Annotated in this window: 12 protein-coding genes; 4 read left to right on the top strand and 8 right to left on the bottom strand. The window is 68.5% G+C overall.

Features of this window, described 5'->3' with window-relative positions:
* Window positions 1–57: 57 nt before the first annotated feature.
* From DMP23_RS11520 to DMP23_RS11510, 3 genes are read left to right on the top strand one after another with little or no spacing between them, the layout of a single operon-like run.
* The gene (locus tag DMP23_RS11520; protein ID WP_337821009.1) at window positions 58–1,206 is read left to right on the top strand and encodes a Rieske 2Fe-2S domain-containing protein; all 1,149 of its coding nucleotides are present in this window, start codon (window positions 58–60) and stop codon (window positions 1,204–1,206) included.
* Window positions 1,206–1,457: a hypothetical protein gene (locus DMP23_RS11515; RefSeq protein WP_134667742.1), complete on the top strand. Its 252-nt coding sequence runs from the start codon at window positions 1,206–1,208 to the stop codon at window positions 1,455–1,457. Before DMP23_RS11520 ends, DMP23_RS11515 begins: the two co-directional genes overlap by 1 nt.
* Window positions 1,454–2,245, top strand: coding sequence for an SDR family NAD(P)-dependent oxidoreductase (locus DMP23_RS11510; RefSeq protein ID WP_134667741.1), 792 nt, complete (start codon window positions 1,454–1,456; stop codon window positions 2,243–2,245). The genes DMP23_RS11515 and DMP23_RS11510 overlap by 4 nt, the downstream gene beginning before the upstream one ends.
* Window positions 2,246–2,268: 23 nt before the next feature.
* Here DMP23_RS11510 and DMP23_RS11505 read toward each other — a convergent pair whose 3' ends face one another.
* The 5 genes from DMP23_RS11505 to DMP23_RS11485 form a co-directional block, all read right to left on the bottom strand.
* On the bottom strand, window positions 2,269–3,108 hold the full coding sequence (locus DMP23_RS11505) for an alpha/beta fold hydrolase (protein WP_134667740.1): 840 nt from the start codon (window positions 3,106–3,108) through the stop codon (window positions 2,269–2,271).
* A gap of 19 nt (window positions 3,109–3,127) precedes the next feature.
* Entirely contained in the window at window positions 3,128–4,612 is a 1,485-nt protein-coding gene (locus tag DMP23_RS11500) for an MFS transporter (protein WP_037812285.1), read from the bottom strand.
* A gap of 219 nt (window positions 4,613–4,831) precedes the next feature.
* Window positions 4,832–5,836, bottom strand: a complete 1,005-nt coding sequence (locus DMP23_RS11495) for a ferredoxin--NADP reductase (protein ID WP_337821008.1) — start codon at window positions 5,834–5,836, stop codon at window positions 4,832–4,834.
* Entirely contained in the window at window positions 5,833–7,479 is a 1,647-nt protein-coding gene (locus tag DMP23_RS11490; RefSeq protein WP_337821007.1) for an FAD-binding protein, read from the bottom strand. Before DMP23_RS11490 ends, DMP23_RS11495 begins: the two co-directional genes overlap by 4 nt.
* Window positions 7,479–8,339 (bottom strand): alpha/beta fold hydrolase, encoded by an 861-nt coding sequence (locus DMP23_RS11485; protein WP_134667737.1) that lies wholly within the window; start codon window positions 8,337–8,339, stop codon window positions 7,479–7,481. The genes DMP23_RS11490 and DMP23_RS11485 overlap by 1 nt, the downstream gene beginning before the upstream one ends.
* Before the next feature lie 129 nt (window positions 8,340–8,468).
* Here DMP23_RS11485 and DMP23_RS11480 point away from each other — a divergent pair, with 129 nt between their 5' ends.
* Window positions 8,469–8,999, top strand: coding sequence for a flavin reductase family protein (locus DMP23_RS11480; protein ID WP_134667736.1), 531 nt, complete (start codon window positions 8,469–8,471; stop codon window positions 8,997–8,999).
* 45 nt (window positions 9,000–9,044) lie between these two features.
* Here the strand turns inward: DMP23_RS11480 and DMP23_RS11475 are convergent, their stop codons facing one another.
* Genes DMP23_RS11475 through DMP23_RS11465 form a run of 3 tightly spaced genes read right to left on the bottom strand, consistent with a single transcriptional unit; the run spans window position 9,045 to window position 13,267 of the window.
* Complete coding sequence (locus tag DMP23_RS11475) at window positions 9,045–10,529, bottom strand: aldehyde dehydrogenase (RefSeq protein WP_134667735.1); 1,485 nt, start codon at window positions 10,527–10,529, stop codon at window positions 9,045–9,047.
* 24 nt (window positions 10,530–10,553) lie between these two features.
* A complete protein-coding gene (locus DMP23_RS11470) occupies window positions 10,554–11,864 on the bottom strand; it encodes an MFS transporter (protein ID WP_337821006.1) in 1,311 nt (436 codons plus the stop codon).
* 17 nt (window positions 11,865–11,881) lie between these two features.
* Window positions 11,882–13,267 carry an FAD-binding protein gene (locus tag DMP23_RS11465; protein WP_337821005.1) on the bottom strand — a complete coding sequence of 462 codons (1,386 nt, stop codon included), beginning with the start codon at window positions 13,265–13,267 and terminating at the stop codon, window positions 11,882–11,884.
* Window positions 13,268–13,405 lie beyond the last annotated feature (138 nt).

The following is a 13,405-nucleotide window of genomic DNA, read 5'->3' as shown; positions in this document are numbered from 1 at the left end:
CGCCCGCCGTTCTACGTTCAGCCTCGCAGAAGCGGGGCACTGGAAGGAGATCCGACGATGACCACAGTGGAGCCGGCACCGGACGAGGTCCGCGTGATCGAGGCCGGCGCGGCGCCCACGCGGTTCGCCCGCGGGTGGCACTGTCTCGGGCTGGCCGAGAGCTTCGCCGACGGCAAGCCGCATCCGATCACCGCGTTCGGGCAGAAGCTCGTGGTGTTCGCCGGCGAGGACGGCAAGCTCAACGTGCTCGACGCGTACTGCAGGCACATGGGCGGCGATCTGTCGCAGGGCACGGTGAAGGGCAACGAGGTCGCCTGCCCGTTCCACGACTGGCGCTGGGGCAGCGACGGCCGGTGCAAGCAGATCCCCTACAGCCGCCGGGTTCCGCTGCGGGCGCGCACCGCCGCGTGGACGACGATGGTGCAGGACAAAATGTTGTTCGTCTGGAACGACCCCGAGGGCAATCCGCCGCCCGCCGACGTCGTCATCCCGCGCATCGAGGGCGCCACGCGCGCCGACTGGACCGACTGGACCTGGTACGAAACGCACGTCGACACGAACTGCCGCGAGGTCGTCGACAACGTCGTGGACATGGCGCACTTCTTCTACGTCCACTTCGCTTTCCCGACCTACTTCAAGAACATCTTCGAAGGACACGTCGCCACCCAGCTGCAGCGCGGGACTTCGCGGGAGGACGTGCGTCCGCCCGCGAAGGACGGCCAGCCGAAGGCGCTTGGCAACACCTCCGTCGCCTCGTACTACGGGCCGTCTTTCATGATCGACGAGCTGACATATCACTACGAGGGCATGGACATCGACGCCGTCCTCATCAACTGCCACTACCCCGTCACGGCGAATTCGTTCAAGCTGCAGTACGGGATCATCGTGAAGCGCACCGACAAGCTCTCCGGCGCCGAGGCGGAGGAAACCGCGCGCAAGATGGGCGATTTCATCCGCATCGGGTTCGAGCAGGACGTGCAGATCTGGAAGAACAAGACCCGGATCGAGAACCCGTTGCTGTGCGAGGAGGACGGTCCGGTCTACCAGCTGCGGCGCTGGTACGAACAGTTCTATGTGGACGTCGCGGACGTCACGCCGGAGATGACCGAACGGTTCGAGTTCGAACTGGACACCGCGAAGCCGAATGCCGCGTGGCGCAAGGAGGTCGAGGAGAACCTCGGCCGCCGGACCGGCGAGCGCGTCTGATGGCCGTCCGCCCCGACAACCGGCTGCTGGACGAGCCGATGCGGCCGGTCCGATGCGGAACGTGCGAGGCTTGGCTGAAGGTGCGCAAGAGCAGCTGGTATCAGACGAGCATCCAGTGGGATACCACGGCTTCCGAGCGCTGTGTCGAACGATCCGCCTGTGCGGAGGACCTGTTCCGCGGCTGTCGCGCGCTCCAGGATTCGATTGACCGGGCGGTTGCGGACGGGGGAATTCCGGTGGCCGGCGAATGAGCACGCACGAGAAGTACGGGCCGTGGGCGGTCGTCGCGGGCGGTTCGGAGGGTGTTGGCGCGGCGTTCGCGCACCAGCTCGCCGAGGCCGGGATCAATCTGGTGCTCATCGCGCGCAAGCCTGAGCCGTTGGCGGAAACTGCGGCGGCGGTCGAAGCGCGGGGTGTGGAAGTCCGCACTGTGCAAGCGGATCTGCTCGATCCGGAGGCGCTTTCGGCGATCCGGGAAGTGACAGACGGGCTTGAGGTCGGTTTGCTGATCTTCAACGCTGGCGCGAACAGTTACGGGCACGAGTTCGTGACCGGGGATTTGTCGAAGGTGCGCGGAGTAATCGATCTGAACATCACCGCGCAGCTCGCGTTGACACATCACTTCGGCGCGCTGATGGCAGCACGCGGGCGAGGTGGGATCTTGCTGGTCGGCTCGCTGGCGGGGTATCTCGGGCAGGCGGAGATCAGCGTGTATTCCGCGGTGAAGGCGTTCGGCCGGGTGTTCGCCGAGGGGCTGTGGCTGGAGATGCGGGACCGCGGCGTCGACGTGCTCGAACTGGTGCTGGGGGTCACGCGGACTCCGGCGATGGAGCGGGCCGGGCTGGCGTTCGACCTGCCCGGGCTCAACGTGGCCGAACCGGAGGACGTCGCGCGGGAGGGTCTGGCACACCTCGCGGACGGGCCGGTGTGGGTCGCGGGCGGGAACCTCGCCACCGCGGAGAAGCGCAGCGGATTCCCGCGTGCCGAACTGGCGCTCGCCGCGCACGAGGCAACGCGAAAGCTGCTCCCGGCGCGGTAATTCACGCGGAGGAAGGGGCGGACTCAGGCCGAGTCCGCCCCTTCTTTCGTCAGGAACCCGCTGACCGCGGAGTGGAAGCCAGCCGGGTCTTCCATCCACGGCAGATGACCGGCTGGCAACTGGACGCGCGACACCATAGGCAAGGCGCGTTCCAGCGAGTCCACCGCCGAGCGCGGCCGGATGTCCGCTGTTCCGTCCACGATCAGGGTCGGCACCTTCAACCCTTCGCACTGACCACGCAGGTCCGGCCAACGCTCGCGGTTCAGCGCCGCGTTGCACTCGAAATTGACGCCGAACCACGGGTCAGCCATGGCTTCGGCGTGCTCCAGGGCGCGTTCCCGGCCGGCGAATTCCGCTGACCATTGCAGGACGCAGTACTCCCGGTCTTCCTCCGCGGTGCGGTCCTTGGCTGCCAACGATTCCCACCGCATCAGGCGGTTTCCCAGAGAGTTGCGGAGGTTGCGTTCGTAGTCCGCGTGCCAGGTCGAGTCGTCGTCGATTCCGGTGCCGGAGACGTAAACCAGCTTCGCCACGCGATCCGGGTGCGCCAGCGTGTAGCGCAACGCCAGCTGCGCGCCCCACGAGTGGCCGAGCAGCGCGACGCGGTCCCAGCCGAAATGGGCTCGGACCGCGTCGAGATCGGCCACTGTCGTCTCCACCGAGTACGGTCCCCGCCGCTCCGACTGGCCGCATCCGCGCTGGTCCCAGCGACAGACGGTCGCGGCTGCCGAAAGGTCAGCCGCGACGTCCGCCATCATGTCCCACAACCCCGGGCCGCCGTGACAGAAGACGACCGGTTCGCCGTCGCCCGTCTTCGCCGCCCAAAGCCGGATACCGTCTTCCGTCCGCACCGCGTGCTCCACGCGACGCAGTATGCCGCTGTCAGGCCCGCGCGACCGCCACCCGGGCAGCCGTGTCGCTTTCCTCGACCAGCCCGCCCTGCGCGGGTTTGCGCCCGTGCTTCATCACCAGGATGATCGCCACCCCGACGACGCCGACGACACCCGCCCACAGGTACGACTGGGTGAACGCGGCGTCGCCGTAGATCACCGCGTGCGACTGGGGCAGCGTCATCCGGACGTGCCCGGACATGATCGCCCCGGTCACCGTCACCGCGGCCGACGCCGCCAGCATCGCGATCACGCCGGCAATGCAGTTGCCCGCGCCGCCGAGCCGCGCGGGCAGGGCGTCCTGCAACAGGTTCGCGTTGGAGGAATGCAGGAACCCGACCGCGAACCCGGCGACGAAGCTGGTGATCGCGACCTGCCACTGCACGGTGAACATCCGCGAGCCGAGGAACATCACCACGAGGAAGCACAGGCTGGACGCGAGCAGCACCTGCCGCGCGCCGATCCGCTTCGACAGGTAGCCGCCGAGCGGGCCGACGACCATGCCGACGACGCCGAGCGGGAACGTCCACAGTGCCAGTTGCAGCGCGGAAAGGCCGACGCCGTAAGTGTTTCCGGGGATGTGCGGGGTCTCGAACATGGTCGGGCTGAGGATGCTGTGCGCGTTCATCATGTACGACACCAGCCCGACCGCGACCACCGTCGGCAGGAATTTGCGGCCGACGAGCACCCGCAGGTCGATCAGCGGTTCCTTGGCCTTCAGTTCGCGCAGCACGAACGCGGCCAGCAGCAGCACCCCGAGACCGAACGCGCCGGCAGTGGTCGTCGAGCCCCAGCCCCAGGTGCCGCCCTTGCCGACCGCCACGAGCAGAATGCCAAGGCTCGCACCGAGCAGAATGGCACCGAGAATGTCGAACGACGATTTCACCCGCACCGTGCTTTCCGGAACCAGCCACGCGTGCAGCGGAAGCAGCACGCCGACGTAGATGACCATGAACCAGAACACGCTGCGGAAACCGAAATTGTCGATCAGCGCTCCGGCGAGAAACGGCCCGGCGACCGCGCCCATGCCGATTCCGGTGACCACCGAACCAAGCGCGATCGGCACGTAAGACCGCGGGATGACGTCGCGGACGAGTGCGTAGGAAATGTTCACGATGCCGACCAGGCTGCCCTGCAGCAGTCGGCCGATCAGCAGCACGGCGAACACGTCGGTGGTCGCGCAGAGGATGCTGCCGAGCAGGAAGATCGCGCCCATCACGAGGATGATCCGCTTCTTGCCGTAGCGGTCGGCAGCCTTGCCCGCGAGCGGCAGCACGACCGCGCCGGCGAGGGTCACCACCGAGGCCGCCTGCGCCACGTCGAGGGTCCGGAAATGCGCGGCCATCCCGGGCAGCGCCGGGTACACCATAAGGATTTCGAAGGTGGCGATTTCGGAGAGCAGAATGATCAGCGCGCAGACCGCGATGATCCGCCCGCGGGAAACAGGTCCGTTCGCCGGATTCAGGTCGAGTGCCATGCCGGTCCCTTTCCAGAAGTGATCGGGGGAATCCCCGCCGGAATACGAGGTCCCGCACTGATGAGGCCGGAATCGACGTGAGCGTAATCACGGCCGCCGCACCGCCCTCGCACGATCCCGCTCACCGGGAGTCCGCGTCAGATGCGCGACATTGACGACCACGTCGATGCCACCGAGGCCGGGACGGCGGCCGAGACCACGGACCGGTCCATGCCCACCTCACGGAACCTCGTACGTAACCTTGACCTCGTCCGTCCTAGGCCGGGCCTGACAGGCCAGGATCAACCCCTCCGCAAGATCCCGGTCATCCAGGACTTCGTTGTGCGCCAGATCCACTTCACCGCGCACGAGCACGCAAGCGCAGGCGCTGCACGCACCCTCCCGGCACGAGAACGGCGCGTCCAAACCGGCCGCCAACAGGACGTCGAGCAACGCATTCTCCCGGGGCCAGCGCAAGGTCAAAGTTTCCCCGTCAAGCTCGACTTCCACCGAGCTCGCAGGACCGGACTCGTCCACCGCCACCGCCGCGAACGGATCGCCTGTGAGCGACGTGAACCGTTCTACGGTAATGCTTTCCACTCCGAGTCCTTTAAGGACCATCGAAGCCAAATCCATGAACGGTCCTGGTCCACAAAGGAACGCTTCCCGATCTCGGTACGGCGCGGTCAACGCCCGAAGCCCGGCCTCGGTCGGCAATCCCTGCACTGACTCCAGCCAGTGCAGCACGGTCAACCGATCCGGATGCTCCTTCGCCAGCCGCAGCAATTCGTCCCGGAAGATCACCGACTGCTCGTCCCGATTCGCATACACCAGGGTCACATCCCCGGAACCGGCTCGCAGGCAGGATTTCAGGATCGACAGCACCGGTGTGATCCCGCTTCCGGCAGCGAGCAGCAACACGTCGGCGTCGAGCGAATGCGGCGTGAACGTGCCCGATGGCCGCAGCACCTCCAGCACAGTCCCCTCGACCGCGTTGTCCACCAACCAATTCGACCCGTACCCGCCCGCGGTGCGCTTCACCGTCATTCTCGCTGGCTCCTCGCAATGCGGGGAACTGCACAACGAATAGCACCGCGCGACACTGTCCTCAGTGGACGGGATCCGCACGGTGAGGAATTGCCCCGGCAAATAGGTGAAACTGCCGTCGATCGGTTCCAGGACCAGCGAATGCGCGTCAGCGGTCTCGCGGACCACCTCGGTCACCCGCACACGCATCGCGTTCATGCCGAGCGCGCGGCCGCGTGCTGCGCCGCAAGATAGCCGAAGACGATCGACGGGCCGATCGTCGCGCCTGGACCGGCGTATTCGTTGCCCATCACCGCGGCGGTCGTGTTGCCGGTGGCGTACAGGCCGTCGATCGCCGAGCCGTCCTCCCGCAGGACCCGGCTGTTCTCGTCGCACAGCAGGCCGCCCTTGGTGCCGAGGTCGCCGACCTCGATGCGGAACGCGTAATACGGGCCTCGCTCGATCACGTCGAGACAAGGATTCGGCAGCGTCGGATCGCCGTAATACCGGTCGTAGGCGGAATTCCCGCGACCGAAGTCCGCGTCCACTCCGGTGCGGGCAAAGCCGTTGAACCGCTTCACCGTTTCCGCCAATGCGTCGGCCGGAACGCCGATCTTCTCAGCCAGCCCGGCGAGGGTATCCGCACGGTGCGCGATGCCCGCCGCGTAGTACGGCTCCGGAATCGGCGCACCCGGCAAGATCTGCGCGAACGGGTACCGCGCCCGGGCTTTGGCGTCCATGACAAACCAGGCGGGCACGTGTCCGCCCTCGAGCTGGGCGTGCACGAAGGTGACGTACGGCGCGGACTCGTTGGTGAACCGCGTGCCCTCGGCCGACACGATGACCGAACGCGGGATCGACCGCTCGGACACCAGCGGCACGACCGCGCCGGACGGATGCCGCACCGACGGCATCCACCACGCGTCGTCCATCAGGTCGGTAGCCGCGCCGACGCCCAGCCCGGCCTCGATGCCGTCGCCGACATTCTCGCGCGCACCGCCGCTGTAGTCGTCCCACGCGGCTTCCGGTAGATAGCGTTTCCGCAGATCAGCACTGTGCTCGAAGCCGCCGGTCGCCAGCAGCACGCCACGGCGGGCACGGATCCGCCGCGGCGCGCCGTCGTGCTCGGCGACGATGCCGGTCACCCGGCCGTCCTCGACTACCAACTCGGTCATCGGCGACCGCAGCCACAGCGGAACCCCGGCGTCCTTCAACGCCATCCGCAACCGCGCGACGAGCGCACGACCGCCGGTCGCCATATGCCGGCGCCGTACCACGTTGGACGACACTCGCCAAGCGGCGATCACCGACGCCCACCGACCGCGCCAAGTCCGCTTCACCATCGCCAGATCGTGGTAATCCTTCGCGGTGACCCACAGGCCGAGCGGCCCCTTCATCGTGTTCGGCCGCTGGTACCGCTCGTCCTCGCCGAGCTGCCGGGTGTCGAACGGCTTCGCCTCGACCGACCGGCCGAGCGGACGACCGCCCTCCAGCTCCGGGTGGTAATCGGCGTAACCCTTCACCCAGAAGAACCGCAGCCACTTGCTTCGCTCCAGTAGCTCCATCGCCGCCGGACCGTGGTCCACATACGCGTCGAGCCGCTCAGCGGGCACCCGCCCCTCGGTGAGCAGATCGAGGTAGCGACGGATCGACGCACGGCTGTCGTCGTGCCCGGCCGCGCGCAGCGTCGGGTTGTTCGGGATCCAGATGCCGCCGCCGGAAATCCCGGTGGAACCGCCGTACATCGCGCCCTTCTCGACGACCAGCACGTCCAGCCCGGCCGCCGCGGCGGTCAGCGCCGCGGTCATCCCGCCGCCGCCTGAGCCGACGACGACGAAGTCGTATTCGGCGTCCCAGGCCATCACTCGCCGTCCTTCCGGAGCAGGAACGCGAGGACGGCGCTTTCCCACGCGTCCTTCTGCTCGATCATCGTCCAGTGGCCGCAGTTCGGGAGAATGTGCAGTTCCGCGTGGGGAATGGTGCGCATCGGAATCAGCGCCATGTCGAGCGGGCTGACCCGATCGTCGCGGCCCCACGTGATGAGCGTGCGGGCGCGGATCTTGCGCAGCGTCGCCCACAGCGGGGTGACGTCGAAAGCCGCGGCCGCCTGCGCCTGCAGCACCCCTTTGGCGTACATTTTCTTGGCGCTGGCCAAGGAATCCGGCGCGGTAGCCAGCCTCCACCGCTCCTCGATTAGCTCTTCGGTGATCAGGCCGCGGTCGAACACCATCGAGTTCAGCCACTGCACGAGCCGTTCGCGCGTCGGATCCTCGACGAACTCGGTCAGCAGATTGATGCCCTCGCCCGGGGCCGGGCTGAAGATGTTCGTGCCCATCCCGCCGACAGTCACCAGCCGGCGAACCCGGTCCGGATGCTCGATCGCGATGCGAGTGGCCACGAATCCGCCCATCGAGTTGCCGACCAGGTCAGCGGCGGCGATGCCGAGCCCGTCGAGCAGGTCGAGCACCGCGCGTTCGGCGGCGGGCATCGGCGGCGCGTCGACCGGATCGCTCACGCCGAAGCCGGGGAATTCCAGGATCAGGCACCGGAAATGCGCGGCGAACGACGGCAGGTTCTCGCGGAAGTTCTGCCATCCGGTCACGCCGGGACCGGATCCGTGCAGCAGCACGACCGGCGGGCCGTCGCCTGCTTCGTGGTAGCGCAGCACGCCCCGGTCGGTGCGAAGTTCGCGCAGCGTCGCGTCGTGGCTCAGTTCCGGCATGGCTGACCTCTTGCTCGTGGGTGCGGGATGCCGCCGAAGCTAGCCAGCCGCCGAACCCGCGCGCGGCGGAAGTCCCGGTCACCGAGAGAGCCGCGATCAGGGGTCGCCCGCGGCTTTTACCGTCAAGTCATGCAAGCCACCGAAGCACCGAGCCCGCTGGAGATGCGCCGCGCACTGAGCCGGTTCGCCAGCGGGGTCACCGTGGTGACCGGCGTCGACCACGACGAGGCGGTGGGATTCACCTGCCAGTCCTTCACATCGGTGTCGCTGGAACCGCCGCTGGTGCTGTTCTGCGCCGACCGCGGCGGCCGAGCGTGGCCGCGCATCCGCTCCGCCGGACGGTTCTGCGTCAACGTGCTCGCCGAACCGCAAACCGATCTCTGCACCCGCTTCGGATCCCGCCGCGGGCTTCGCTTCGAAGGACTGGATTGGGAGCTTTCCCGCTGGGGCACGCCGGAATTGCCCGGTGTCCTGCTGCGCGTGCACGCCGAGATCGAGACCGTGCACCGCGCGGGAGACCACGACGTCGTCCTCGGCCGGGTGCTCGCACTCGACCCCGGAACCGACGAACGGCCGATGATTTTCTACCGCGGCGATTTCGGCGTCGAAGGAAGTCCGGACGAGGTTCCGGGTTATCTCTGGGGGTGGAGCGACCGCTGAGCCGCGCCGACGGCGAAGCCTCGTCAGCGCGGCCTCGGTCGCCGCTCACGCGCGCGGGTTGAACGGATCGGCGATGCGGTTGCCGGTGTCGATCCACGCGGTTTTGACCTCGGTGTACTCCTCGATCGCGTGGAACCCGTTCTCCCGGCCGATGCCGCTTTCCTTGAACCCGCCGAACGGGGCCACGTAGTTCGTCTTGCGGTAGTTGTTCACCCAGACGCTGCCCGCACGCAGGCGGCGGATCATCCGGTGCGCGCGGGCGACGTCGCGGGTCCAGACGCCGGCCGCCAGCCCGAACGCGGTGTCGTTGGCGATGCGGACGGCGTCGTCCTCGTCCCGGAACTTGATGACGACGGCGACCGGCCCGAACACCTCCTCGCGGGCGATCCGCATGTCGTTGGCGACCCCGGTGAACACGGTCGGGCGGACGAACAATCCCTTGCTCAGCGCGGGATCCTCGGGCCGGCCGCCGCCTGCCGCCAGATGTGCGCCGTCAGCCTTGGCGACCTCGATGTAGTGCAGCACCTTGTCGTACTGGGCCTGGCAGGCGACCGTGCCCATTTCGGTGTCCGGGTCGAGCGGGTCGCCGAGTTTGATCCGCTCGGTGCGCTCGATCAGCGCGGCGGCGAACTCGTCGTGGACGTCCTCGTGGACGAGGACCCGGGACCCGGCCATGCACGTCTGCCCGGTGGCGGCGAAGATCCCCGCGACGACGCCGTTGACCGCGTTGTCCAGATCGGCGTCCGGGAACACGATGTTCGGGGACTTCCCGCCCAGCTCCAGCGAAACGCGGGCGAGCCGTTCCGCCGCGGTCACCGCGATCTTCTTGCCCACCGCGGTCGATCCGGTGAAAGCGATCTTGTCGACGCCGCGGTGCCCGGCGAGCGCGGCGCCCGCCTCGCCCGCGCCGGTGACGACATTGACGACCCCGTCCGGGAACCCTGCCTCCTGGATCAGCCTGGCCAGCACCAGCGTGGACACCGGCGTGATCTCGGACGGCTTGACCACCACCGTGTTCCCGGCGGCGAGAGCGGGACAGAGCTTCCACAGCAGGAGCGCCAGCGGACTGTTCCACGGCGTGATGGCAGCGACCACGCCGATCGGCTCGCGCACCGTGAAGACCTGCATGTTGGGCACACTGCTGGCGAGCGTCTCCCCCACCGGAGCTTCGGCCACACCCGCGAAGAAGTAGCAGTGGTTGGCCAGCGCGGCGGTCTGACCGGCGACCTCGCGGATGAGCTTGCCGTTTTCGAGCACCTGGATGCGGGCGAGTTCATCGGCGTTTTCCTTGATGAGGTCGCCGAATTGCCGCAGCAGAGCGGCGCGTCGCAACGGGGTCGACTGCGCCCACGGTCCCTCGTCGAACGCGCGCCGGGCCGCGGTGACCGCGTCGTCGACGTCCTGGGCCGTGGCGGCGGGCACGTGCGCCCACTCCTGACCGTCGAACGGGTTGACCGACGGGAAGGTGGCGCCGTCGGACGCGACGCGCCATTTTCCGTCGATCAGCATCTCGTAGTTCTCGGTGGACATGAAAGCAGTTCTCCCAACAGGTGTTCAGGCGGAGGCGGAGACAGCCGGTTCGGTCGCCGGGGCGGCGGGCCGCCGACGGCGCGAAGTACCGGCGACAGCGACAAGCGAGATGGCAGCGGCGACGACGGTCAGCAACGCGAGCGGCCACCACCTGGTGCCGTTGCCGACCACGGCTTCGGCGATGAAAGGCGTGGGAGCGCTGAAGATCAGCGCCCCGAGCGCGTTGCTCAGCGCGGTGCCGCTGTAGCGGACGCGGGTGTCGAACTGGTCGGCGATCACGCTGGAAATCACGGAGTACACGGTGGCGTGCGCGCCCAGCATCATGACGGTGATCACGACACCGGTGACGACCGGGTGATCGCCGTCCAGCAACCAGAAGAACGGGAACACGGCGACGGCGGTGAACGCGATTCCGCCGAGCAGCACCGGGCGCGCGCCGATCCGGTCGCTCACCGACGCCACGAGCGGCAGTGCGAGCAGGTCGACGGCGGCCGCGATCATCACGATGAGCAGTGCGGTGTTGCGGGGCATGCCCAGCGACGCCGTCGCGTAGGTCAGGAAGTACACCGAGATCAGGTAGAAGACGACGTTGACCGACGCCTGCACGCCGGTGCCGGCGGCGAGCCCGCGCAGCGCACCGGTGAAGACTTCGCGCAGCGGCAGCCGCGCTGTCCGTCCGGCCGACTTGAGCTCGCTGAACTGCTCCGGTTCGCCGACTCCGAGCCGGATCACCAGCCCGACGCCGACGAGCACGAAACCGGCGAGGAACGGGATCCGCCAGCCCCAGGCGAGCAACTGGTCGTCCGGCAGGGCCGACACCGCGGACATGACCGCCGTGGCGAGCACCAGGCCGAGCGGGCTGCCCATCTGCGGGGCGGACCCGAACAGCCGCCGGCGCGACGGCGGTGCGTGCTCGACCGACATCAGCACCGCGCCGCCCCATTCGCCGCCGACCGCGAGGCCCTGCAGCAGCCGCAACGCGATCAGCAGGATCGGGGCCGCGATGCCGATCGAGCGGTAGGTCGGCAGCACCCCGATCAGCCCGGTCGACGCGCCCATGACGCCCAGGGTCGCGATCAGCGTGGTCCGGCGGCCGAATTTGTCGCCGAGGTGGCCGAAGATCGCGGCTCCGATCGGCCGGGCGACGAACGCGACGCCGAGCGTGGCGAACGACGCCAGCCGTCCGCTGTGCGGGTCGGCCTCGGGGAAGAACAGCTCGCCGAAGACCAGGGCCGCGGCGAGCCCGTAGATGAAGAAGTCGAACCATTCGATGGTGGTGCCGACGAGGCCCGCGACGGCGGCGCGCCGGGACATGCTGCGGGTGGACGGGTTCATGGCTGTCTCCTGTGGCCTCAAGCCGCGGTGCTCGGGGTGGTGGAACGGGACGCCGCCGCTTCCCCGGCGACCCGGCCGAAGCAGAGGGCCCGCAGGACGGAGGTCGCGCCGGGGTATTTGCCGTGGTAGATCCCGGCGGTCTCGCCGACGGCGTACAGGCCGGGAATCGGTGCGCCGAGGCGGTCCACGACGCGGGCGTGTTCGTCGGTTTTGAGGCCGCCGAAGGTGAAGGTGATGGCGCAGGTGACCGGCCACGCGACGTACGGCGGCTCGTCGATCGGGCGGGCCCAGTTGGATTTCGGCGGTTCGAGACCGCTGGTCGCGATCCCGTCGAGCGCGGTGACGTCGAGCGGGCCCGGCCGGGCCGCGGCGTTGTAGGCCTCGACGGTCGCCACGAGCGCGGCAGGGTCGAGATCGAGCCGCTGCGCCAGCGCTTCGAGGGTGTCCGCGGTTTCGGGCTCGCGGTCGGTCAGCACGGCGCGGGCGATGTCCTGGCGCACCAGTTTCTGGTCCGCGACGACGTAGGCGAACTGATCGGCGTCGCGCCAGATCCGGTAGGCCACCGACTCGAAGGTGTTGTCCGGGGTGTCGGAACCCTCGTCGAGGAACCGCTGCGCGCGGTGGTCGACCAGAATGCCGTACGGGTAGACCATGACCAGGGCTTCCGGCGAACGGGTGCGCGGATCGACCGGCTCGCCGTGGAAGCGCTCGAACTGCCCGTCCGTCGCCGCGCCCGCCCGCACGCCCATTTCGATGCCCTCGCCCTGGTTGGCGCGCCCGCCGGGGGCGATCGGCGAGAGTTCGTGCCCGCGCTCGCCGAGGTGGCGGTCGAGCAGTGCCGTGCTTCCTTCGAAACCGCCGCAGGCGAGCACCACCGTCGGCGCTTCCCACTGCGTGCCGTCCGCCGTGACGACGCCGGTCACCGCGCCGGTCTCGTCCTGGACGAGGTCGTGGGCGGCGGTGTTGTAGCGGATGGTCCCGCCGAGGGTTTCCACCCGCGCGGCAAGGGTTTCGACGATCGCCGCGCCGCCGCCGACGGGCATCAGCCGCGGGCCCTTCGAGGTCAGGAAGTAGGTCAGGTCCGGTTTGGTGGCGACGCCGTTCTCGTTGAGCCATTCCATCGTGGGCCGGGCCAGTGCGGCCAGCCTGCCGATGATCGCCGGATCGGTGCGTCCGCCGCTCAGGTCGCGCATCCGCGCGGAGAAGTCGGCAGCCGGTTCGCCGTCCGGTTCGAGCCGGAAGAACGCGCCGGTCCACGCGGTGTTGCCGCCGCGCTGAGCCTTCGACGTCCGTTCGAGCACGACGACCCGGCCTTCCGGACGGCATTCGAGAAACCGCACCGCGGTCGCGAGCCCGCCCGCGCCGCACCCCACCACGACCAGATCTGCCTGTTGTCGACTCACGAAACTCCCTTTCTCGTCCCGAGCGCGCCATTGAGCGGTTCAAGAATTCCGCTGTCCAGTCCGAGCATCGCGGAAAGTAGGAGAACACGCGCTCAAGGCTCAGTCAACCCACAATGCGGTTTACGCGAACCATCTGAC

This window comes from Amycolatopsis sp. A1MSW2902 (genome assembly GCF_017312175.1).
GTDB classification, from domain to species: domain Bacteria; phylum Actinomycetota; class Actinomycetes; order Mycobacteriales; family Pseudonocardiaceae; genus Amycolatopsis; species Amycolatopsis nivea.
Note: the sequence above shows the minus strand (reverse complement) of the source record. Positions and strands in the feature narration are given on the sequence as shown.

Excerpts from the sequence above, each read along its gene's own strand:
- DMP23_RS11490 (WP_337821007.1), bottom strand. The coding sequence starts at position 7,479 with ATGGCCTGGGACGCCGAATACGACTTCGTCGTCGTCGGCTCAGGCGGC.
- DMP23_RS11520 (WP_337821009.1), top strand. The coding sequence starts at position 58 with ATGACCACAGTGGAGCCGGCACCGGACGAGGTCCGCGTGATCGAGGCC.
- DMP23_RS11510 (WP_134667741.1), top strand. The coding sequence starts at position 1,454 with ATGAGCACGCACGAGAAGTACGGGCCGTGGGCGGTCGTCGCGGGCGGT.
- DMP23_RS11470 (WP_337821006.1), bottom strand. The coding sequence starts at position 11,864 with ATGAACCCGTCCACCCGCAGCATGTCCCGGCGCGCCGCCGTCGCGGGC.
- DMP23_RS11515 (WP_134667742.1), top strand. The coding sequence starts at position 1,206 with ATGGCCGTCCGCCCCGACAACCGGCTGCTGGACGAGCCGATGCGGCCG.
- DMP23_RS11495 (WP_337821008.1), bottom strand. The coding sequence starts at position 5,836 with ATGAACGCGATGCGTGTGCGGGTGACCGAGGTGGTCCGCGAGACCGCT.
- DMP23_RS11475 (WP_134667735.1), bottom strand. The coding sequence starts at position 10,529 with ATGTCCACCGAGAACTACGAGATGCTGATCGACGGAAAATGGCGCGTC.
- DMP23_RS11480 (WP_134667736.1), top strand. The coding sequence starts at position 8,469 with ATGCAAGCCACCGAAGCACCGAGCCCGCTGGAGATGCGCCGCGCACTG.
- DMP23_RS11485 (WP_134667737.1), bottom strand. The coding sequence starts at position 8,339 with ATGCCGGAACTGAGCCACGACGCGACGCTGCGCGAACTTCGCACCGAC.
- DMP23_RS11500 (WP_037812285.1), bottom strand. The coding sequence starts at position 4,612 with ATGGCACTCGACCTGAATCCGGCGAACGGACCTGTTTCCCGCGGGCGG.